The 21,401-nt window shown below is 68.6% G+C and carries 18 protein-coding genes; 9 read left to right on the forward strand and 9 right to left on the reverse strand.

The window, feature by feature from the left end:
- The first annotated feature begins 39 nt into the window (after window positions 1–39).
- Complete coding sequence (locus tag VZC37_RS00860) at window positions 40–2,430, forward strand: FdhF/YdeP family oxidoreductase (protein WP_330430529.1); 2,391 nt, start codon at window positions 40–42, stop codon at window positions 2,428–2,430.
- A 13-nt stretch (window positions 2,431–2,443) separates the two neighbouring features.
- Here the strand turns inward: VZC37_RS00860 and VZC37_RS00865 are convergent, their stop codons facing one another.
- The gene (locus VZC37_RS00865; RefSeq protein WP_330430530.1) at window positions 2,444–2,926 is read right to left on the reverse strand and encodes a GNAT family N-acetyltransferase; all 483 of its coding nucleotides are present in this window, start codon (window positions 2,924–2,926) and stop codon (window positions 2,444–2,446) included.
- 154 nt (window positions 2,927–3,080) lie between these two features.
- Here VZC37_RS00865 and VZC37_RS00870 point away from each other — a divergent pair, with 154 nt between their 5' ends.
- Together VZC37_RS00870 and VZC37_RS00875 are read left to right on the forward strand one after the other, a co-directional pair.
- Window positions 3,081–5,009: an SDR family oxidoreductase gene (locus tag VZC37_RS00870; protein ID WP_330430531.1), complete on the forward strand. Its 1,929-nt coding sequence runs from the start codon at window positions 3,081–3,083 to the stop codon at window positions 5,007–5,009.
- A gap of 11 nt (window positions 5,010–5,020) precedes the next feature.
- Window positions 5,021–6,097, forward strand: coding sequence for an alanine racemase (locus VZC37_RS00875; protein WP_330430532.1), 1,077 nt, complete (start codon window positions 5,021–5,023; stop codon window positions 6,095–6,097).
- A gap of 6 nt (window positions 6,098–6,103) precedes the next feature.
- Here the strand turns inward: VZC37_RS00875 and VZC37_RS00880 are convergent, their stop codons facing one another.
- From VZC37_RS00880 to VZC37_RS00890, 3 genes are all read right to left on the reverse strand, one after another.
- Complete coding sequence (locus VZC37_RS00880; protein WP_330430533.1) at window positions 6,104–7,738, reverse strand: DNA polymerase Y family protein; 1,635 nt, start codon at window positions 7,736–7,738, stop codon at window positions 6,104–6,106.
- Window positions 7,738–8,496 (reverse strand): hypothetical protein, encoded by a 759-nt coding sequence (locus VZC37_RS00885; RefSeq protein WP_330430534.1) that lies wholly within the window; start codon window positions 8,494–8,496, stop codon window positions 7,738–7,740. The genes VZC37_RS00880 and VZC37_RS00885 overlap by 1 nt, the downstream gene beginning before the upstream one ends.
- 148 nt (window positions 8,497–8,644) lie before the next feature.
- Window positions 8,645–9,664: an Rv2578c family radical SAM protein gene (locus VZC37_RS00890; RefSeq protein WP_330430535.1), complete on the reverse strand. Its 1,020-nt coding sequence runs from the start codon at window positions 9,662–9,664 to the stop codon at window positions 8,645–8,647.
- Between the two features lie 78 nt (window positions 9,665–9,742).
- Between VZC37_RS00890 and VZC37_RS00895 the strand changes: the two genes are divergently transcribed.
- On the forward strand, window positions 9,743–10,939 hold the full coding sequence (locus VZC37_RS00895) for a serine/threonine-protein kinase (protein WP_330430537.1): 1,197 nt from the start codon (window positions 9,743–9,745) through the stop codon (window positions 10,937–10,939).
- A gap of 44 nt (window positions 10,940–10,983) precedes the next feature.
- Here the strand turns inward: VZC37_RS00895 and VZC37_RS00900 are convergent, their stop codons facing one another.
- Together VZC37_RS00900 and VZC37_RS00905 are read right to left on the reverse strand one after the other, a co-directional pair.
- Complete coding sequence (locus VZC37_RS00900) at window positions 10,984–11,655, reverse strand: response regulator transcription factor (protein WP_330431662.1); 672 nt, start codon at window positions 11,653–11,655, stop codon at window positions 10,984–10,986.
- Window positions 11,655–13,004, reverse strand: a complete 1,350-nt coding sequence (locus VZC37_RS00905) for a PspC domain-containing protein (protein ID WP_330431663.1) — start codon at window positions 13,002–13,004, stop codon at window positions 11,655–11,657. The genes VZC37_RS00900 and VZC37_RS00905 overlap by 1 nt, the downstream gene beginning before the upstream one ends.
- A 135-nt stretch (window positions 13,005–13,139) precedes the next feature.
- Between VZC37_RS00905 and VZC37_RS00910 the strand changes: the two genes are divergently transcribed.
- Window positions 13,140–14,555, forward strand: coding sequence for a PspC domain-containing protein (locus tag VZC37_RS00910; RefSeq protein ID WP_330430538.1), 1,416 nt, complete (start codon window positions 13,140–13,142; stop codon window positions 14,553–14,555).
- Window positions 14,552–14,773: a hypothetical protein gene (locus VZC37_RS00915; RefSeq protein ID WP_330430539.1), complete on the forward strand. Its 222-nt coding sequence runs from the start codon at window positions 14,552–14,554 to the stop codon at window positions 14,771–14,773. Before VZC37_RS00910 ends, VZC37_RS00915 begins: the two co-directional genes overlap by 4 nt.
- Window positions 14,774–14,828: 55 nt before the next feature.
- Here the strand turns inward: VZC37_RS00915 and guaA are convergent, their stop codons facing one another.
- Entirely contained in the window at window positions 14,829–16,409 is a 1,581-nt protein-coding gene (guaA, locus tag VZC37_RS00920) for a glutamine-hydrolyzing GMP synthase (protein WP_330430540.1), read from the reverse strand.
- A gap of 43 nt (window positions 16,410–16,452) precedes the next feature.
- Here guaA and VZC37_RS00925 point away from each other — a divergent pair, with 43 nt between their 5' ends.
- From VZC37_RS00925 to VZC37_RS00935, 3 genes are read left to right on the forward strand one after another with little or no spacing between them, the layout of a single operon-like run.
- Window positions 16,453–17,064, forward strand: a complete 612-nt coding sequence (locus VZC37_RS00925; protein WP_330430541.1) for a biotin transporter BioY — start codon at window positions 16,453–16,455, stop codon at window positions 17,062–17,064.
- Between the two features lie 25 nt (window positions 17,065–17,089).
- The gene (locus tag VZC37_RS00930) at window positions 17,090–17,764 is read left to right on the forward strand and encodes an energy-coupling factor ABC transporter ATP-binding protein (RefSeq protein WP_330430542.1); all 675 of its coding nucleotides are present in this window, start codon (window positions 17,090–17,092) and stop codon (window positions 17,762–17,764) included.
- Window positions 17,761–18,363, forward strand: coding sequence for an energy-coupling factor transporter transmembrane component T family protein (locus VZC37_RS00935; protein ID WP_330430543.1), 603 nt, complete (start codon window positions 17,761–17,763; stop codon window positions 18,361–18,363). Before VZC37_RS00930 ends, VZC37_RS00935 begins: the two co-directional genes overlap by 4 nt.
- 233 nt (window positions 18,364–18,596) lie before the next feature.
- Here the strand turns inward: VZC37_RS00935 and VZC37_RS00940 are convergent, their stop codons facing one another.
- Together VZC37_RS00940 and guaB are read right to left on the reverse strand one after the other, a co-directional pair.
- The gene (locus VZC37_RS00940; RefSeq protein WP_330430544.1) at window positions 18,597–19,757 is read right to left on the reverse strand and encodes a GuaB3 family IMP dehydrogenase-related protein; all 1,161 of its coding nucleotides are present in this window, start codon (window positions 19,755–19,757) and stop codon (window positions 18,597–18,599) included.
- A gap of 69 nt (window positions 19,758–19,826) precedes the next feature.
- Window positions 19,827–21,338, reverse strand: a complete 1,512-nt coding sequence (gene guaB / locus VZC37_RS00945) for an IMP dehydrogenase (RefSeq protein ID WP_330430545.1) — start codon at window positions 21,336–21,338, stop codon at window positions 19,827–19,829.
- Window positions 21,339–21,401: the final 63 nt, after the last annotated feature.

Here is a 21,401-nt window from a genome sequence, read left to right on the forward strand (position 1 = left end):
GAAGTCACAGCCCAGCATTGAGTGAGGAGGCCTCCCCCCATGGCCACGAACCGATCGGCACACAGCCGTGACACCGGCGACGCCCTCGACTACGACGAGGCAGATCTGCATGTCGGGAAACCGAAACGCAAGGCCGCGGGAGTGCCGGCGGTCGCGGTGTCGATGGCGCGGTCGCTGCGTGAGATGGGGGTCATCCGGACCGGGGAGGCGCTGCTCGAACTCAACAAGGCCGAGGGCTTCGACTGCATGAGCTGCGCGTGGCCCGACCCGGATCCGGGGCATCGCCATCCTGCCGAATTCTGTGAGAACGGTGCGAAAGCCGTGGCCGAGGAGGCCACCCGGTCGCGCGTGACACCGGAGTTCTTCGCCCGCCACTCGATCGAGGATCTCGCGTCACGCACCGACCTCTGGCTCGGCAAGCAGGGGCGCATCACCCATCCGATGATCAAACGTCCCGGCGGCACCCACTACGAGCCGATCGACTGGCAGGAGGCCTACCGGCTCATCGGCGCCCAGCTGAACGAACTCGACCCGGACGAGGCGATCTTCTACACCTCCGGGCGCGCATCCAACGAGGCCGCCTTCACCTACCAGTTGTTCGCGCGCGCCTACGGCACGAACAACCTGCCCGACTGCTCCAACATGTGTCACGAGTCGACCTCGATCGCGCTCGCCGAGTCGATCGGCATCGGCAAGGCGAGCGTCGTCCTCTCCGATGTCCACGAGGCCGACCTGATCGTGCTGCAGGGCCACAATCCCGGCACCAACCACCCGCGGATGCTCACCCACCTCGAGCAGGCGAAGCGCAACGGCGCGAAGATCCTGTCGATCAACCCGCTCAAGGAGGCCGGTCTCCTCCACTTCCAGAATCCGCAGAGCCCGTCCGGTGTCCTGGGCCGTGGCACCGACCTCAGCGACTTCCACCTCCAGATCCGACCCCGCGGTGACCTCGCCCTCATGCAGGCCATCGGTTCGCTGCTCATCGAGTGGGACGCCCTCGACCACGAGTTCATCGAGACCCACACCCACGGCTTCGATGCATGGCGCGATCACCTGCGACAGCTCGACTGGGACGACGTGCTCACCGAGACCGGCCTGACGCGGGCGGAGATCACCGAGGCCGCGCGCATGCTGCGTGACTCCGAGAAAACGGTCTTCTGCTGGGCGATGGGGTTGACCCAGCACCGCAACGCGGTCGCGATCATCAAGGAGTTGTGCAACGTCGCCTTCGCACAGGGCAACATCGGCAAGCCGGGAGCCGGCCTGCTGCCGCTGCGTGGACACTCCAATGTCCAGGGCGACCGCACGATGGGCATCTGGGAGCGTGCGCCGCAGAGTTTCCTCGATTCCCTGCAGCAGGAGTTCGGATTCGACCCGCCTCGCGAGCACGGCCACGACACGGTCGACTCGATCCGCTCCATGCGGGACGACAAGGCGAAGTTCTTCATGGGTCTCGGCGGCAATTTCGTGGATGCCGCGCCGGACTCACGGATCACCGCCGCAGCCATGCGCAAGACCCGCATGTCGGTCCAACTGTCGACCAAGCTCAACCGATCCCACCTGGTGACCGGGGAGACCGCGTTGATCCTGCCGGTCAAGGGCCGCACCGAGAAAGACATCCAGGCCTCCGGACCGCAGTATGTGAGTGTCGAGGATTCGACATGCTCGGTGCACGCCTCCCGCGGGCCGCTCGACCCGGCCAGCCCGCACCTCGAATCGGAGACCGGGATCATCGCCCAGGTCGCCCACGCCACGCTGGGCGACCGGTACGGGATCGACTGGCTCGCGATGCGCGACGACTACGCGGTGATCCGTCGTCACATCGCCGCGGTGGTCCCGGGTTGCGAAGGCTATGAGGTCAATGTCCGCAGGCCGGGCGGATTCATCCTGCCGCATCCGCCCCGCGACGAGCGACGGTTCGACACCGACTCCGGGCGTGCCGAATTCGCGGTGTCTCCGCTGGACGTGATGCAGATCCCGGACAAGCACCTGTTGTTGCAGACGCTGCGCAGTCACGACCAGTTCAACACCACCATCTACGGTCTGAGCGACCGCTACCGCGGCATCGAGGGCGGACGCCGGGTGGTGTTCATGCACCGCGACGACATCGCGGCACTCGGCCACGACAACGGCGACATCGTCGATCTGGTGAGCGTGTGGGAGGACGACGAATTGCGCTACGCCACCGACTTCCGCATCGTCGAGTACGACATCCCGCGCGGCACCGCCGCGGCCTACTACCCGGAGACCAACCCGCTCGTGCCGTTGGACTCGACCGCGCTCGGCAGCAACTGTCCGACGTCGAAATCGATCGTCATCCGCCTGGAGCGGGAAGGCACGATCCGCGCCGAACACCTCGGCGGCCACCAGGAGTCGGTCGGCGAGGACTGGTCACACAAGAGCCAGCCGCAGCCACGCCATCTGTCCTGACGAGGCGCCGCGGTCACACCCCGAACGCGGGCGGATACTCGATGACACCCGACGGAATCGACCGGTCGGGGTCGAGGGCGAGGTACATCAGCGCATCGTCGGGCACCTCGAACGAGGCCGTGATGCCTGCCTCGGATGCACGGCGAAACCCGAAGCGCGGATAGAACTCCGGATGCCCGAGGACGACCACCAGGTTCTCGTCGGCACCCTCGGTCACCCGCGACCGGGCCGCGTCGAGTGCGGCGGCGGTCACCGCTGTCCCGACGCCGGTGTTCTGCAGGTCCCCGACGACCGCACATGGCGCCAACGCGAGGGCCGGCTCCGCACCGACCCGACAGCGTGTCAGCAGCGCGAAGCCGACGACGAGTCCGTCGCCGTCGGTCGCGACGATTGACAGCTCCGGAATCCACGCCCGCACATCGGCGCGCAGAGCGTCGACGAGGTCGGCCTCGTCGGGCTGACCGAACGCGTCGGTGACGACCTGCCGAATCCGCACGATGTCGTCGGGAACCTCCGGTCGACACCGACCGGTCGGGATGTTGCCATTCGTCAATGTAAGTGTCACCCTGTCTACGAACAGACTTCTTACTCGACAGTAAGAATTGCGTCACGCTGGTCCAGCAGCCTCACGAGATCGGATCACCGACATCATGACGACCTATTTCATCACCGGCGGCAGCGGTTTCATCGGGCGTCGGGTCATCGAACGCCTCCTCACCGTCGAAGCCGATGCCCGCATCATCGCACTGGTTCGCGCCGGGTCGCTATCTGCTTTCAGCGAGTTCCTCGCCACCACCGACACCGCGGGGCGGGTCACTCCGCTGGCGGGCGATCTCACCACCCCGGGCCTGGGAATCGAGCCCGGCGACCTACCCGAGATCGACCACGTCATCCACCTCGGCGCTGTCTACGACATGGCCGCCGACGCCGATGTCGCGCACGCCGCCAACGTCGAGGGCACCGCTCATGTCGCGGACCTCGCACTCGCCACCGGCGCCCTGATGCATCACGTGTCCTCGATCGCGGTGGCCGGCGACCACCGCGGCACCTACACGGAGGACGATTTCGACACGGGTCAGGGATTTCCTACGCCCTATCACCGGACGAAGTTCGAGGCAGAGAAGATCGTCCGTGCGCGAGAAGGATTGCGGTGGAGGGTATATCGCCCGTCCGTCGTCGTCGGCGACTCGCGAACCGGAGAGATGGACAAGATCGACGGGCCCTACTACTTCTTCGGACACCTCAAGCAGCTCGGCGTGCTGCCGTCGTCGCTACCGCTGCCCCTTCCCGACCTGGGGAACACCAACATCGTCCCGGTCGACTTCGTGGCCCACGCGATCGTGGCTTTGTGCACCGTGGCCCCGGAGCGCAGCGGCCGCGTCCACCACCTCGCCGACCCTCGCCGCCGGACCATCACCGACATGTACAACGCGATCGCCCCGGGTTTCCGCGGTCCGCGTGGGCGCAATGTCATCCCCAATGCCGTGGTCGCCCCGGCGCTCACGCTGGCTGGCACCGGCGCGTTCCGGGTGGCTCGCGATCTCATCGCGACTCAGCAGGGCATCCCCCCGACCCTTCTCGACACCATCGCGTTGACCGTCGACTTCCGCTCCGACGCCACCATCGCAGAGCTACGGGGACTGGGCATCGGCCTGCCCGATCTCGACGACTACGGGCCGCGCCTGTGGACCTATTGGGCCGAGCATCTCGATCCCGCACGTCATCGTCGCCACGATCCGCGCGGACCGCTCGTCGGCAAGAACATACTCATCACAGGCGGCTCGGCCGGGATCGGAAAGGCGACCGCCCGGATGTGTCTCGCACGAGGGGCGAACGTCATGATCGTGGCGCGGGATGCCGACGGACTCGACGCCGCGCGCGCCGAACTCGACGCGACCGCGACGAAAGACGGTGTGCCACCGGGCCGGGTGTACGCCTACCAGTGCGACATCACCGACGAAGAGTCGGTCAACGGACTGATCAAAACGGTTCTCGCCGAACACGGTCACGTCGACGTCCTGGTGAACAACGCGGGTCGGTCCATCCGTCGGGCCACCCTCAACGCCACCGACCGAATGCACGACTACCAGCGGGTGATGGCGGTCAACTACTTCGGTGCGGTAAGCCTCATCCTCGCGCTGTTGCCACACATGGTGGCGCGCAAGTCCGGCCACATCGTGAACGTGACGTCGATCGCGGTCCAGGCGAAGACCGCCCGATTCGGTGCGTATGCGGCGTCGAAGGCGGCACTCGAGGCGTTCAGCGACATCGTCGGGATCGAGACCCTCTCCGATCATGTCACCGTCACCAATGTGCGGCTGCCGCTGGTCCGCACCCGCATGATCGCGCCGACCGAGGTCTACGAGGATGCCGGCGCGTGGGGTGTCGACAAGGCCGCCTCGCGGGTGCTGCACGGCATCGTCGACCGACCGCGGCGCGTCAACTCGGTTCTCGGTTCGCTGTCCGAGATCGGCCACACCGTTGCTCCCGGCATCACCGCCCGTGTCCTGCATCAGGAATATCTGATGTTCGGGGAATCCGCCGCCGCACTCGGCAAGGACACTAGCTCGGGGCACTAGGATCGGCGCATATGACCGACACCCCCTACCTCCGTGTCGATGTCGAGCGTCTCGACCGCAACGTCGCGGCGGTCGCGGGACGGGCGCGCGAACTCGGCCTCGCCGTGCGACCGCACGCGAAAACCCACAAGTGCGCCGAGATCGCACGACGACAGCTGCGCGCCGGCGCGGTCGGCCTCACCGTGGCCACCATCGGGGAGGCGGAGGCGTTCGCCGATGCCCTGGTGCCGACCGTCCCGGATCTGTTCATCGCGTATCCGCTGTGGCTGACCGATCACAAGGCGGCGCGGCTGCGGGCCCTCGCGAATCGCGCACGGATACGGCTGGCCGTCGACTCCGTGGTCGGCGCACGGCAGATGGCCGACCTGCTCGGCGGCGATGTCGGCGAGATCGAGGTGCTGATCGAGATCGACTCCGGGCAACGCCGCACCGGGATCGCGCCCGACGAGGCGGGCGAACTCGCCCGGCACGCCGACAACGCAGGCCTGCAGGTGATCGGCGTGTTCACCTTCCCCGGCCACGGCTACGGTCCCGGCAACGCCCGTCGCGACGCCGCCGACGACGAGGTACGGGCGTTGACACGGGCAGCAGAACGTTTGCAGGACAACGGTATCGATCCGGCCGTCCGTAGCGGCGGCTCCACCCCGACGATCGGTTTCGCCAGTTCGGGAGTGCTCACCGAGATCCGGCCGGGCGTCTACCCGTTCAACGACGCGCAACAACTGGAACTCGGATCATGCACCGCCGACGACATCGCGCTGACCGCGATCGCCACCGTGGTGCATCGCAGCGGCACCCGGATCGTCACGGACGCGGGGAGCAAGATCCTGGGGGCCGACCGACCGGCCTGGACGTCGGGGTTCGGTCGGCTCCGGCACGCCCTGGACGCCCGCGTCACGTCGTTGTCGGAACATCACGCCGTGATCGAGTTCCCGACGGGTTCACCCGCGGACGCGATACCCGACGTGGGCTCGACCGTGGCGATGGTGCCGAATCATGTGTGCACAGCGGTCAATCTGGTGGACGAACTCGTGGTCTCGGACGGCAGTGTCCGGTGGCCGGTGGTCGCCCGCGGCGCGAACAGTTGAGCGGTCTCACTCATACACTCCCTCCACCACCCAACTCCGCGAGCGATAGCGCAACAGCAGGGCTCGCGAATCGTCGAGCAGCACCTGCGCGCGGGCCGTGATCTCCTCCGCACCGTCGCCACCATTACTGCCACCACCACCGCCGTCACCACCACCGCCCAGACCGAATGGCCACGGCCCGGCCCACCATTGCAGTTCCCAACTCTGCCTGCGTCTCCCGGCGCGCTCCATCGACACCGTGGTGGGCTCGGCGGTGAAACATCCCCGGCCGGTGACCTCCACCGGCGCACCCAGCATGTCCAGTACGTGGATCGGGGTCTCCAGCAGTACCGCGGGCGTCGGTTGGGGTAACCGGCCCGGCCATGGGGCAGCCGGATCCCGTGCCGGTATCCGCTCGTCCCCGAGCGCCACCATCGTGATCTGTTCCGCCGGCCCCCGTCCTCCGCTCGGGATCGGGAGTTGTACCGCGTCTCCGCCGAGAAGTCCCTGCACTCGCACCAGTGAACGGCGAGCCCGCTCATCGATCTCCGGGTCCTCGGGTAAACCGTTGCCGCTCAACGGATATTGCAGGGTACCAGCTTCGACGACCTCGATCGGTTCGAGCCGGAGGACCGCGATCGGCGAGTCGGGTCGGTCGGGCGCCCCGGGTCGTCCACCGGTCAGCCATCCTTCGAGTTGCCACCGGATGCGATCGGCGGTGGCGTCCGGGGTCAGCGGCTGCGCGCACCGCCAGGTCCGCGAATGACGTTGCCCACGCTCGGTGATCGCCTCGACCGTGAGCCGCGTGCAGGCCGCCGACACCGCCGCCAGCCGACCCGCCAGCTCATCTGCCAGCCGGCGGCCGAGAAAGGCCGCGGAATCCACCCGATCGATCGGCGGATCACACTGATGCTCGATGATCAGATCCACCGGCAAGGCCTGCCCCGAGGGCGGTCGCCCCGGCTCGGCATTGGCCAGGCGATGCGCCACCACCGCGTCGGCGTCGAATCGGGTCGCGACATCGCGAATCGACATCTGCGCGAACGCTCCGATCGTCGAGATCCCCAGTCGTCGTAGCAATTCGACCAGTTCGACGCGCGTGGGGGCACTCAGGCTCGGTTCCACGGCGAGATCGCCGATCGGGCGGCCGGACAGATAGGCGGCGTCACCTCCCGGTTCCACATGCCGGCCGTGCCGAGCGGCGAGCACCGCGGTGAACAACTCGTCGGCCACGCCGCCCTGGACCTCCACACCGGATGCGGCGACCGCGTCGATCAGGTTCTCCGCGAGTGTGTCCTCACCGCCGAAGTACCGGGATGCCCTCGCCGCGGGCACCACCAGCAGACCGGGTCGCAGGACCTCGACGACCGGCACCAGCTCGGTCACCACCGCGACCACCGGCTCGAAGATCCGGCCGTCACGGTGATCGTCGGCGGCGACCACCGTCATCTCCGGACACGCCGACTGGGCCTGCCGCTTCCGCATACCGCGCCGCACCCCCGCGGTGCGTGCAGGTGCCGAGCAGGCGACGACCCGATTGGCGTGAAGCACCGCGATCGGGTGGTGCGGGCCCAGATCGGCGTCGATCGCCGCCGCGGTCGCCGGCCAGTCCGGGCACCACAGGGCCAGGATCCGCTTCTCCGAGGTGACGTGATCGGCCATCAGTTCGCCACCGCCAATCGTGGACGTAGCGACGACGTCACCATCTCTACCCGTCGATCGGGGCCGAATCCGCTTGTCAGCAGGTCGATCTCACCGACCGCCCGACGGTGTCCACGATCGGTGACGGTCATGCGCAGTGTCATCCCGCCGATCCGGCCGACCCCACGGCGCGCCACCGCGAGGTCGGTCGCGTCGGTACCTGGTAGATGCCGGTAGGTCACGATCTCGGTGTCGAGCCGCAGCTGCGCCCCCGGCCACGCACCGCCCGTGATCATCAGCGCCGACATCTGCTTACGCAGCCGCCCCATCATCACCCGGGTACGCGAGGGCGGTACCTGCGCTCCACCCAGGTCCAGCACGACCAGGTCCATCCCGTCGAGCAGGATGCCCGCCACCTCCACCGGATCCGCGCCCGGGTCCGGCACCGTGGCAATGCGGGTGAGATCACCGCCGAGTTCGGCCACGGCCCCGAGATTCAGCTGCGGCATGCCCACCAGTCCCACCTGACGGCCCGCGCCGCTCACCGACGCGATCACCGCCAGCAGCGCCGAACGGGCACCGGCGACAGTGGAGACGCTGCCTCTGGTCACCCCACCCCGAGGCAGTAGGTCGGCCATCGGCGCCGGGACCGGGAGGACGTCGTCCGACGGATCCGACACCTCCACCGCCGCACGATCCGGACGCCCGGACATCGCCGCGATCTGGCGCCGCAGCCGATCCAGATCGTGGTTGCGCGTGGCATCCAACGGCACACTCATACACCCTCCTACCAGCGACTTTCCGCAATAGCGCGCCGGGAAGATGCACGTGCGTTCGAACATGTTTTCGAGTGATTTTGATACTAGGACGCGGCACCGACAAGCGCAACGCACGTGGTCAGCGCTTCGCTCCCGGTATCGCTTCGAATCAGAAGAGGGTGAGAGCAGGCGGCACGGCGGGCGACGGCGCGGGGGCACCGTCGGCCGCCACCCGCAGACCCGGCGAGCCGGCGAGCCCGTGCCGCTCCACCAGTGGACGCATCCGCTCGCGCAGCCATGCCGAGTACTCCGGGGTGACATAGGCGCCGCGCCCGTACAGACCTCGGTACCGGCGCAACAGCGCCGGATGTTCGGCGGCCAGCCACTCCAGGAACCAGGGCTTGGTGGCGCCGCGCAGATGCATCGGGAACGCGGTCACCCCGGACGCTCCCGCGTCCGCCAGCGCCGCGATCAGACGGTCGAGATGCTCGGTGGAGTCGGTCAGATACGGGATCACCGGTGCGACCATCACGTGCGGGGCGAATCCCGCATCCGCCACCGCCCGGATCAGTTCCAGTCGGGCCTTCGGCGACGGCGTCCCCGGTTCGATCGCCTTCTGCAACTCGGCGTCATGGAAGGCCAGCGAGATGCCGATGCTCACCGGCACCTTCTGCGCCGCCTGCCGCAGCAAGGGCAGGTCGCGGCGCAGCAACGTGCCCTTGGTGAGAATCGAGAACGGGGTCGCGGACTCGGCCAGCGCGGAGATCACGCCGGGCATCAACCGGTACCGCCCCTCCGCTCGCTGATACGGATCGGTGTTCGTCCCCAGCGCGACCGTCTCCCTGGTCCAGGACCGACGGCGCAACTCCTTGCGCAGCACCGCGGCGACGTTCAGCTTGACGACCACCTGACTGTCGAAATCGCGGCCCGCGTCGAGGTCCAGATATTCGTGGGTCGGCCGGGCGAAACAATACCGACAGGCGTGCGTACACCCACGAAAAGTGTTCACTGTGAACCGAAACGGGAGATTCGCGGCATCCGGGACCTGATTCAGCGCACTCTTCGCGAGCACCTCGTGAAAGGTCACGCCCTCGAATTCCGGGGTCTGCACCGACCGCACCAGGCCCGCCTTGCCCAGGCCGGGCAGTGCACCGTCGTCGACCTCGACCCCCTGGTCCGACCACCGCATGCCCGCAGTCGAACACATGTGCGAGAGCGGTGTCAAGCGGTCGCACCCCGCCGTGGCGTCCCGACTATCATGCAGCCTATGTCCACCACCCCCGACCATCGCCGTACGCCCGGCCCGCAATACCTGGTCGCCGGACGTTATCGGCTGCGGTCACGGATCGGTGGCGGCGGAATGGGCTCGGTCTGGCTCGCCCGCGACCAGCTCTTCGATCGCGACGTCGCGGTCAAGCAGGTGGTCTCGACCGAGGGGTTGAGCGACGAATCGGCCGAGGCCATCCGGCTGCGTGCGATGCGCGAGGGACGCATCGCGGCCAGGCTCGTCCACCGCAACGCCGTCGCGATGCATGACGTCGCGCTCGACAGCGGCGAACCCTGGCTCGTGATGGAGTATCTCCCGTCCCGCAGCGTCGCCCAGATCCTGCATGCGACAAAGACTCTCGACGTCCGCCAGGCCGCCCAGATCGGCGCGCAGGTGGCCGACGCGATGACCACCGCCCATGCCGCGGGCATCATCCACCGTGACATCAAGCCCGGCAACCTGCTCGTCACGACCACCGGACGTACCGCGGGCCTGATCAAGATCACCGATTTCGGCATCTCCCGCCTGAAGGACGACGTCAGCATGAACAACTCCGGGGTCATCACGGGGACCCCCGCCTACTTCGCTCCCGAGGTGGCCCGGGGCGCCGAGCCGACCGAGGCGTCCGACGTCTACTCGCTCGGCGCCACCGTCTACACGCTGGTCGAGGGGCAACCGCCGTTCGGTGTCGACGACGACTCGCTGGCGTTGCTGCACAAGGTCGCCCGCGCCCGCATCACACCGATGACGAAGGCGGGCGAGCTCGAACCCGTGCTCTTGCGCATGCTGGAACCGAGTCCGTCACGCCGCCCGTCGATGGCGCAGGCCCGCGACCTCCTCGCCACCGTGGCGGCCGGGGAACGCGGTTCGGTGCAGCAGATCCTGGCCGGCCCGATCAGTACGCCGGACGGCGGATTACCCACCTGGGCACAGCGCTCGCCCCGGCCGCCGCGAACCCACCCGACCGGTACGCACCTGGCGGTCGGCGGGCCCCTGCCCGCTCGGCCCGCTCCGTCCGTCACGTCGTCGCCCGGTGACGACCGACCGTCGGCGGTGTCGACCGCACCGTCACCGTCGACCCCACGACCTCAGTCGCGCAACGGATTTCCATCGACCGGAAGATCGAACGCCGCACTCGCCGTCGGCGGCGTGGTGGTGCTCGTGATCGTGGTCGTGCTGATCCTCACCCTGGTGTGACACAACCGTGTGACCACAACCCGGTGACCACTACCCTCTGACCACTATCCGATGTGGCGGGTGGCCGCCCATCGGGTCAGAGCGTTGCGGTTGGACTGCTGGGTCTTGCGCAAGACGTTCGACGCGTGTGTCTCGACCGTCTTGATCGAGATGAACAGTTCGTCGGCGATCTCCCGGTAGGTGTATCCGCGGGCCAGCAGCCGGAGCACCTCGAGTTCCCGCTTGGTCAGCGAATCGAGTTCGGGGTCGAGCGGTGGCTCCGGGGCGCCGGATTTCCCGGTGAACGAATCCAGGACGAACCCCGCCAGACGCGGACTGAACACCGCGTCGCCGTCGGCGACGCGCCGGACGGCATCGGCGAGTGCCGTCCCGTCGATCGTCTTGGTGACATACCCACGCGCCCCCGCCCGGATGGTCGCGATGACATCCTCGGCGGCATCGGACACGCTCAGCGCCAAGAACACCGGGACCGGGCCGTCGACGATCGCGTCGGTGACCGCACGCAGGACGGCGACCCCACCGCCGGACGGCATGTGCACATCGAGCAACACCACATCCGGTCGGAGCGCGATGATGCCGTCCACCGCCTCGGCCACCGTGCCCGCCTCACCGGCGATCGCCAGCCCCGGTTCCGATGTGAGTTCGGCGCGGACACCGGATCGGAACACCGCGTGGTCGTCGACGAGGAAGATCCGGCAGACGGCCGGTTCGGTCATCATGACGCTTCTTTCCGTTGCTGCCGGTTTGTGGCCGTGCCGTCGGATGACGGGAGGTGATCCGATTCCCCTGTCCCCGACTCCCCTGGGCCCGCATCGGGTGTCGAGGCTTCCTCCGTCGCCGATTCCGGTTCCGTGCCGGGATGTTCGGTGCCGGGATGTTCGGTGCCGGAACGGCTTCCGGAACCTCGGGGCATGGCCAGTTTCACGTTGGTGCCGCGGCCCGGGGTCGATTCGATGGTCGCCTCGCCGTCGGCGCGATGCATACGCGCGGTGATCGACCGGGCGATGCCCTGCCGGTCGCCGTCGACGAGGTCGGGGTCGAACCCGACTCCGCGGTCGCGCACGAACACCTCCACCCGGTCGTCGGTCACCTCGCCGTAGACGTCCACCTTTCGTTCGCCGGAGTGCTTGGCCGCATTGATGAGTGCCTCGCGGGTCGCGGCCACGAGCGCCGCCCAGCGTCGTTGCTCGGCCGGGGGCGCGTCGTCGGGACGCAGGTCCCCGACGGTGATGACGTCGACCTCGATGCCGTAGTCGTCCTCGACCTCGGCACCGACTCCCTGCAGACTCGCCGACAGCGAACCCGCACGATGTGCCGGGTCACCGAACAACCATCCGCGCAGTTCCCGTTCCTGGCTGCGCGCCAGCCGCGCCACCTCGTCGGGTCTGCCGGCCTGCTTCTGGATCAACGCGAGGGTCTGCAGCACCGAGTCGTGCAGGTGGGACGCGATCTCCTCGCGCTCGGCATTGCGGATGCGGGCGGCGCGTTCCTCGTTCAACGCCCGCAACATCCGCATCCACAGCGGCACCGTCAGCAGTACCACGCCGATGAGGGTCGCGATGACGGCGAACAGTGTTGTCGAGAGGCCGCCGAAGGAACGCTCACCGGCCAGCACGATGACCACCAGGCCACCGATGACCAGCAGCGCTCCACCGATGAATCGTGTCCAGGTCAGCAGCGGGGTCCGTGGGGATGCCCGCGAGGTGTCGAACTCCCGCCACACGAGGCTGGCGCCGACGGCGACGAAGACGAAGGGGACGAGATAGGCGGCGGGCGTCCCCGAGGTGGCGAACCCGACCACCGACATCGCGACCAGTCCGACGAGCGCGAGACCATAGGCCTGCCGACGTTCGCCCGGTGCGGGCGACGTGCGGTCGTCGCCGGGCGGGCAGAAGAACCACAGCAATCCGTAGGCGAGGACCCCGGCCCCGGCGAGCGCGGCGAGCACCACGAACACCACCCGGACCCGGAACGCGTCGACGCCGAGGTGGTCGGCGATGCCGCCGGCCACGCCCGCGATGACGCGCCCGCCGTCGCGGCGCACCAGCCGGGGCGTCGGCGACACGGCCGACGTCACGGGCACAGGGGAACCACCACTCACACATCGATAGTGGCACGGCGGACGGGTCCCGCACATCAGGGACATTCTCAGGGTCCTCCCCCGATGTGGCGGGCGGCGCGGGCCGACACCATGGACATCATGGACACCAAGCAGCTCGAGGGATTGTGGGCGACCCGGCCGATCCGTCCCAGCGCCAACCGCACCATCGCGGGTGTGTGCGCGGGATTCGCCCAGCGGTATCGGGTCGATCCGACGTTGGTGAAGATCGCGTTCGTGGTGGCGACGCTGTTCGGCGGCAGTGGTCTGATCCTCTACATCGCGGCCTGGGTGGCGATGCCGAGCGAGGACAAACAGCGCGACGAGCTCGGTTCGATCCGCAACGCCGGCCACGCCCTGGGACACCGGCCGAGCCATCTCCGTCATCGCAACCCGCAGCTCATCCTGCTGATCGTGCTGGCCATCATCGTGGTGACATCGTTCGGACCGAACGCGACGTGGAGTTCGGGTGGTCTGCTCGGTGCCGCCCTCATGCTGGTGGGTTGGTGGCTGCTCTATCAACGCACACCGGAACCACCGGCGGGTACCAGTGCGGACACCCACTCGGACGCCGGGTCGGGACACCCGGCACCGGGCCAGGGGGATGCGCTCACGCCGTGGATACCGCGCTCGCTGATGACCGATCCCGCGATCGGGTCATCCGGTCGGGCGACGTCGGGGACTGCGGGCGGCACATCGTGGCCCGGCCCGTCGGCGACCACCGTGTTCGATTCTTCCGCCGCCGCCCCGGCGGCCCCCGGCTCGCGCACCCCGGATGCGGGTACGCCCCCGGTATCGCCCGGCGCGTACGGCGAGACCACGACCGACCAGATGCGGCGCACGCCGCCCGCGTGGGACCCGTTGGGAACGGCCCGGTTCGCCTGGGATCTGCCCGAACCGGCCGCCGAGGATGCGGTTGTGCCGCCGGCCGAGCGCCGCTCACCCTTGACCCTCGTCGTCGTGGGCGTCGCGGTCATCGTCGCCGCCGCCGGTGCCGCCCTGCACCAGGTGGGGGTCGATTGGTTCACACCGGCGCGGATCATCTCGATGGCGCTGGCGGTGGTGGGTGCGGGCCTCGTGGTCGCAGGGCTCCGTCGTCGACGGGCCGGCGGTCACAGCACCGGTCTCGTGCCGATCGCGCTGCTCCTCGGGGTCGCGGCAGTGGTGGCCACCTCGGCGGTCCGGCTCGACCTACCGGCCGGCGGCGTCGGTGAACGGACCTGGACTCCGGTGGCCGAGAACGACATCCGCGATGAGTACACACTCACGATGGGCAAGATGGTGCTCGATCTGCGCGACATCGACCTGACCGCCGATCGCACGGTCGACCTGCGCAACGGCATCGGCGAGATCGAGATCCTCGTCGGCGAGAACACCAACATCCGCGCGACGTGCGACGCGAACGTCGGCGACTACGTCTGCCCCGAGGGGCTCGACGGTGGCCGGGACGGTACCGACGGACCGGTCCTCACGATCGACGCGATGACCAATGTCGGACATGTGGAGGTGACCCGATGACCGGGAACGACGCGAACAACGCCGGCGCGCCGGACACCCGCCACCGTTCGCCGGGGTTGGTGCTTCTCGGGATCGCGGCCCTGCTGGTCGCCGGCTGGGGGCTGGCCGGCGGACCGGATCTGCCGCCGGCCGCCGACCTCGGGTGGATCGCGGTCGCCGGGGGCCTGGTGATCGGTCTGATCCTGATCGTCACCGGGACGCGGTCGTCGCGGCGCTGACCGTCACTCCCACTCGCCCCGACGCGAAGCGTCACTCCCATTCACCCGCGAAGCGTCACTCCCACTCGATCGTGCCCGGCGGCTTGCTCGTCACGTCCAGCACGACGCGGTTCACGTCGGGTACCTCGTTGGTGATGCGGGTCGAGATGAGCTCGAGGACCTCGTAGGGCACCCGGGTCCAGTCGGCGGTCATCGCGTCTTCGCTCGACACCGGACGCAACACGATCGGGTGACCGTAGGTGCGGCCGTCGCCCTGGACACCGACACTGCGCACGTCGGCGAGGAGCACCACCGGGCACTGCCAGATCTGCGCGTCGAGGCCCGCCGCGGTCAGTTCTTCCCGCGCGATGAGGTCGGCCTTCCGGAGCGACGCCAGACGGTCCGCGGTGACCTCGCCGACGATCCGGATGGCGAGACCCGGGCCGGGGAATGGCTGGCGACCGACGATCTCCTCCGGCAGACCCAGCTCCCGACCGACCGCGCGCACCTCGTCCTTGAACAGCAGCCGCAGTGGCTCCACCAGCGAGAACTCGAGGTCGTCCGGGAGGCCGCCGACGTTGTGGTGGCTCTTGATGTTGGCGGTCCCGCTGCCGCCACCGGACTCGACGACGTCGGGATACAGCGTGCCCTGGACCAGGAAGTCGACCGATTCGCCGTCCGAAGCGTGGTCGCCGAGCACATCGGTGACGGCCCCCTCGAACGATCGGATGAACTCCCTGCCGATGATCTTGCGTTTGGTCTCCGGGTCGCTCACCCCGGCCAGCTCGGACAGGAACGTCTCCGCGGCGTCGACCGTCACCAGCCGCGCACCGGTCGCCGCGACGAAATCGTGCTGCACCTGCTCGCGCTCACCCGCTCGCAGGAGTCCGTGATCGACGAACACACAGGTGAGGCGATCACCGATCGCGCGTTGGACGAGGGCCGCGGCGACCGCGGAGTCGACACCGCCGGACAGACCGCAGATGGCCAGACCGTCCCCGATCTGATCGGCGACCGCCTCGATCAGGGTCTCGGCGATGTTCGCCGCCGTCCAGTCCGCCTCGAGATCCGCGATCTCATAAAGGAACCTGGTGAGGACCTGCTGCCCGTGCGGGGTGTGCAGCACCTCCGGGTGATATTGCACACCGGCCATCTGCCGCTCGACGCATTCGAACGCCGCGACCGGCGCCCCCGGGGTCGAACCGGTGACCGAGAATCCCTCGGGCGCGACCTGGACCGCGTCGTTGTGGCTCATCCACACCGGTTGGGTCTCGGTGAGCCCCTCGTGCAGCACGCCGTCGCCGGTGACGGTCAACGTCGTCCGCCCGAATTCGCGGCCGCCGGTGTTGGCGACCTCACCACCGAGCTCCTGGGTCATCGCCTGGAACCCGTAACAGATGCCGAACACCGGGACGCCGAGGTCGAACACCCCGGGATCGAGCTTGGGCGCGTCTTCGGCGTACACCGATGCGGGACCGCCCGACAGGATCAGCGCGACCGGGTTGCGCGCCTTGATCTCGGCCAGGGGCGCCTCGTGCCCGATGACCTCGGAGTAGATGCGCGCCTCACGCACCCGGCGGGCGATCAGCTGTGCGTACTGGGCCCCGAAGTCGATCACGAGTACGGGGCGGGGGCCGTCGGCAGGAGAAACCGTCACCCCGACGAGTTTAGTGAGTGAGGACGCCAGACATAATGCAGGCATGTCCCACACCACCGGCGCGTCCTCGCCGACGCGACGCCTCACGCTGTCGGTGGCCGACCTGACGCAGGCGGCGGTGTTCGCCGCGCTGATCGCAGCGCTCGGACTTCCCGGCACCATCACGATCGGCTCGTCGGGTGTCCCGATAACCCTGCAGACACTCGGTGTCATGCTTGCCGGATCGATCCTCGGCCCCCGCAAGGGGACCCTCGCGGTGCTCATCTTCGCCGTACTGGCCATCGCCGGGCTGCCGATCCTGGCCGGTGGCCGCAGCGGATTGGTCGCCCTCGCGTCCCCGACCGCAGGCTTCTTCGTCGGATTCCTCCCGGCGGTGCTGGTGATCGGCTTGGCCACCGCGATGATGATGCCGCGCTACCGGGTCATCTGGGGCATACTCATCAACATCGTCGGCGGCATGGTCGTCATCTACGCGTGCGGGGTCATCGGCTTGCTGCTGCGCACCGACCTGTCGCTGTGGGCGGCGATCTCCACCAACGGCATCTACGTGCCCGGCGACATCGCCAAGTCCGTGATCGCCGCGCTCGTGGCAGCGCAGGTGCACCGCGCCTATCCCGGCCTGATCTCGCCGATCCGGCTGCGCCGCGGCCGCTGACCCTGGCCATGGTCGAGGCTGATCGATGATCGAGTTCTCCGGTGTCGGGCATGCGTACGACGACCGGGTCGTCCTGCGTGACATCGACCTGGTGCTATCCGAGCGCAGGATCGGCATCATCGGCGCGAACGGCAGCGGGAAGTCGACGTTGGCGCGGATGATCAACGCACTCGTCGTCCCCGATCGCGGTTCGGTGGTGGTCAACGGGATCGATGCCACGCGGGAGAAGCGCCGGGTACGACGTGAGGTCGGTTTCATCTTCAGCGATCCGGATCGGCAGATCATCATGCCGACCGTCGTCGAGGACATCGAACTGTCCCTCACGCGCACCGTCCGTGATCGGGCCGAACGGTCTGCTCGGGCGTCGGCGGTGCTGGCCCAGTTCGGGCTGGACGGTCACGCCGATCACCCCGCCCATCAGCTCTCCGGCGGCCAGAAGCAGCTGCTCGCGCTGGCCTCGGTGCTGGTGACGGGTCCGTCGGTGCTGGTCGCCGACGAGCCGACCACGCTGCTGGACCTGCGCAATTCCTCGATGCTGCGCGACGTCTTCGCCACGCTGGACGAGCAGCTGGTGGTGCTGACGCATGACCTGGATCTGGTCGCCGACTACGACCGGGTGATCGTGCTCGATGACGGCCGCGTCGTCGCCGACGACGAACCGGCCGCCGCGGTGGCCGCCTACCGGGAGTTGATGGCATGAGTGCGCTGGGCGTCTATCGTCCCGGGTGCTCTCTGCTGCATCGTCTGCCGGCGGGGTTCAAGCTGGCAGCCCTCGGCGTGGCGATCCTCGCGATCAGTCTGACCGTCCGGTCGGTTGCGGCGGTCGGTCTCCTCGCCGTCGCGGTGGTGGGTGTGTTCGCACTGGGCGGCATCAGACCCCGCGAGGCGTGGCGGCAGCTGCGGCCGGTGGTCTGGATCGTGTTGTTCGTCTTCGTGTTCCAGGTGATCTTCACCGATTGGCAGCGGGCGCTGGTCGTGTGCGCGGTGCTCGCGGCGTCGGTCGCGATGGCTGCGGCCGTCACCCTGACCACCCGGACCTCGGCGATCCTCGACGCCATCGTCGGCGGGCTACGACCACTCGGGAAGGTGGGCGTCCGCATCGACCTCGTGGCACTGTCGCTCGCGCTCGCCATCCGGTCGATCCCGCTGATGGTCGAGGTCGTCGGTCAGGTCGACGAGGCGCGCAAAGCCCGCGGGTTGCGTCCCGGCGCACGGATTCTCGTCGCCCCGGTGGTGATCGCCGCGTTGCGAGCCGCGGATGGGTTCGCCGACACCCTCATCGCCCGCGGTCTCGACTGACCGCGTCGCCGGGCCCTGCTGCCTCACACCCCGCGCCCGCCCGCGCCGACAGAACCCTGTTTCTCGCCGACAGAACCCAAAAATCCGCCGACAGAACCCAGGAATTCGGCGACGGAATCGCCACCGTGCGCCGCCGGGCCGCTGAACGATCCCGCCCCGGGCATCCACCGATTCCGTCGGCGCGATTCGGGGTTCCGTCGGCGCGATTCGGGGTTCTGTCGGCGCGGTTCGGGTCAGACGTGGACGGTCAGTCCGACCTTCTGGAACTCCTTGAGGTCGCTGTAGCCGGCCTTGGCCATCGAACGACGAAGGGCACCCACCAGATTGAGCTCCCCGAACGGGTCCTGCGACGGTCCGGTGAGCACGCATTCCAGGCTCGGCCGCTGCTCCTCGGTCGCCACCTGCAGCAGCGCGCCACGCGGGGTGTCGGGATGCGCGGCGGCCGACGGCCAGTACCAACCGCGGCCGGGCGCTTCCGCGGCCGCCGCGAGCGGGGTGCCGAGTACTGCGGCGTCGGCACCGCAGGCGATCGCCTTGGCGAGGTCGCCGGAGGTGTGGATGTCGCCGTCCGCGATGACGTGTACGTACCGTCCGCCGGTTTCGTCGAGGTACTCGCGGCGGGCTGCTGCGGCGTCGGCGATCGCGGTGGCCATCGGCACGCCGATGCCGAGGACCTCGCCGGTCGTCGTCGCACCCTCCGCCGAGCCGTAGCCGACGATGACGCCGGCCGCGCCGGTCCGCATGAGGTGCAGCGCGGTGCGGTGGTCGTGGACGCCTCCGGCGATCACCGGGATGTCGAGTTCGGCGATGAACGTCTTGAGGTTGAGTGGCTCACGCACCGGGCCGTCATTCGGATCCGCCTGGGCCACATGCTCGGCGGAGATGATCGTCCCGTGCACGACGAGGATCTCGACACCCGCCTCGAGCAGTGCCGGGGTGAGCTCTGGAGCATGTTGCGGACTGACCCGCACGGCCGTCGTCACACCTGCGTCGCGCACCGACGCGACCGCCTCACCGAGCAGTTTGGTGTCCAGCGGGGCCGAATGCAGTTGTTGCAGAAGCCGAACCGCCGCCGACGGATCGGGATCGTCGGCGGCGAGGGCGACGAGTTCCTCGATCTTCGCATCGACGTCGCGATGCCGGGCCCACAGACCTTCCCCGTTGATCACGCCCAGGGCGCCGAGCCGGCCGAGTTCGATCGCGGCCGCCGGCGACACCAGCGCATCGGTGGGATGACTCAGGATCGGTGATTCGAACCGGTAGGCATCGATCTGCCAGGCGGTCGACACATCCTTCGATGACCGGGTCCGCCGGGACGGGACGATACTGATGTCATCGAGTTCGAACGTCCGTCGGGCCGTCCGCCCCATGCCGATGTCGACGAGGTCACGCACCGTTGCGCCTTTCTGCTACGCGTTGGAGGTCGCCGTCGCACCCGGGGTGATCCCGGGTCGCAACGGGCTTCAGCGGGAATAGTAGTTGGGCGCTTCCGTGGTGAGGGTGATGTCGTGCGGATGGGACTCCTTGAGTCCCGCAGCGGTGATCTGGACGAAGCGTGCGTCGTGCAGGTCGGAGATGCTCGAGGACCCGGTGTAGCCCATCGCGGCACGCAGGCCGCCGACGAGTTGGTGGATGACCTGGGCGAGCGGCCCGCGGAAGGGCACCCGGCCCTCGATGCCCTCGGGCACCAACTTCTCTTCGGCCAGCACGTCGTCCTGGAAGTAGCGATCCTTGGAGTAGGACTTGCCCTGGCCGCGTCCCTGCATGGCACCCAGCGAGCCCATGCCGCGGTAGCTCTTGAACTGCTTGCCGTTGACCAGGATCAGCTCACCGGGTGCCTCGGCGGTGCCGGCCAGCAGCGAGCCGAGCATGGCGGTCGACGCGCCGGCGGCGAGGGCCTTGGCGATGTCGCCGGAGTACTGCAGACCACCGTCGGCGATCACCGGCACGTCGTGCTGCTTACAGACCGCGACGGCCTCGAGGATGGCGGTGATCTGCGGCGCACCGACTCCCGCGACGACCCGGGTGGTGCAGATGGAGCCCGGTCCGACCCCCACTTTCACGGCGTCGGCCCCGGCCTCGACGAGGGCCAAAGCCGCTTCCCTGGTCGCGACGTTGCCGCCGACGACCTGCACCCGGTCCCCCACCTCGGCCTTGAGTTTGGCCACCACGTCGAGGACGAGCCGGTTGTGCGCATGCGCGGTGTCGACGATCACCACGTCGGCCCCGGCGTCCGCCAACGCCATCGCCCGGTTCCATTGCGGCTCACCGGTTCCCACTGCCGCGCCGACGAGCAGGCGGCCGTCGGCGTCCTTGGTCGCCAGCGGATGCTGCTCGGTCTTGACGAAGTCCTTCACGGTGATCAGCCCGGTGAGCTTGCCGTTGCCGTCGACGATCGGCAGCTTCTCCACCTTGTTGCGCCGCAGCAGACCGAGCGCAGCCTCCGCCGAGACGCCCTCCTGGGCGGTGATCAACGGCGCCTTGGTCATCACCTCGGACACCGGTCGTGACTGGTCGACCTCGAAACGCATGTCGCGGTTGGTGATGATGCCGACGAGCTCTCCCGACGCATCGACCACCGGCAGACCGGAGATCCGGTAACGCGCACACATCGCGTCGACCTCGGCCAGGGTGTGGCTCGGCGAACAGGTGACCGGATCGGTCACCATCCCGGCCTCGGAGCGCTTCACCGTCTCGACCTGCCCGGCCTGGTCCTCGATCGACAGATTGCGGTGCAGCACGCCCATCCCACCGGCACGCGCCATCGCGATGGCCATCCGGGCCTCGGTGACGGTGTCCATCGCCGAGCTCACCAGGGGCACCTTGAGAGTGATGTCCTTGGTCACCCGCGACGAGGTGTCCACGTCGCTGGGGATGACGTCGGACGCCGAGGGCAGCAACAGGACGTCGTCGAAGGTGAGGCCGAGCATCGCGACCTTGCCGGGGTCGTCTCCACCGGTGCGCACTGCAGTCATCTCTCCATGGTATCGGCATGCCGGGCGTGTCCGGGCTCACCCTGCGACGGTCGCCGGAACCCG

The organism is Gordonia sesuvii, assembly GCF_036350415.1.
GTDB classification, from domain to species: domain Bacteria; phylum Actinomycetota; class Actinomycetes; order Mycobacteriales; family Mycobacteriaceae; genus Gordonia; species Gordonia sesuvii.

Coding starts and splice junctions, on each gene's coding strand:
- VZC37_RS00885 (WP_330430534.1), bottom strand. CDS start 8,496: ATGAGTGTGCCGTTGGATGCCACGCGCAACCACGATCTGGATCGGCTG.
- VZC37_RS00900 (WP_330431662.1), bottom strand. CDS start 11,655: ATGACCGAACCGGCCGTCTGCCGGATCTTCCTCGTCGACGACCACGCG.
- guaB (WP_330430545.1), bottom strand. CDS start 21,338: ATGACTGCAGTGCGCACCGGTGGAGACGACCCCGGCAAGGTCGCGATG.
- VZC37_RS00860 (WP_330430529.1), top strand. CDS start 40: ATGGCCACGAACCGATCGGCACACAGCCGTGACACCGGCGACGCCCTC.
- VZC37_RS00875 (WP_330430532.1), top strand. CDS start 5,021: ATGACCGACACCCCCTACCTCCGTGTCGATGTCGAGCGTCTCGACCGC.
- VZC37_RS00890 (WP_330430535.1), bottom strand. CDS start 9,664: ATGCGGTGGTCGGACCAGGGGGTCGAGGTCGACGACGGTGCACTGCCC.
- VZC37_RS00910 (WP_330430538.1), top strand. CDS start 13,140: ATGGACACCAAGCAGCTCGAGGGATTGTGGGCGACCCGGCCGATCCGT.
- VZC37_RS00935 (WP_330430543.1), top strand. CDS start 17,761: ATGAGTGCGCTGGGCGTCTATCGTCCCGGGTGCTCTCTGCTGCATCGT.
- VZC37_RS00925 (WP_330430541.1), top strand. CDS start 16,453: ATGTCCCACACCACCGGCGCGTCCTCGCCGACGCGACGCCTCACGCTG.
- VZC37_RS00930 (WP_330430542.1), top strand. CDS start 17,090: ATGATCGAGTTCTCCGGTGTCGGGCATGCGTACGACGACCGGGTCGTC.
- VZC37_RS00870 (WP_330430531.1), top strand. CDS start 3,081: ATGACGACCTATTTCATCACCGGCGGCAGCGGTTTCATCGGGCGTCGG.
- VZC37_RS00915 (WP_330430539.1), top strand. CDS start 14,552: ATGACCGGGAACGACGCGAACAACGCCGGCGCGCCGGACACCCGCCAC.
- VZC37_RS00880 (WP_330430533.1), bottom strand. CDS start 7,738: ATGGCCGATCACGTCACCTCGGAGAAGCGGATCCTGGCCCTGTGGTGC.
- VZC37_RS00895 (WP_330430537.1), top strand. CDS start 9,743: ATGTCCACCACCCCCGACCATCGCCGTACGCCCGGCCCGCAATACCTG.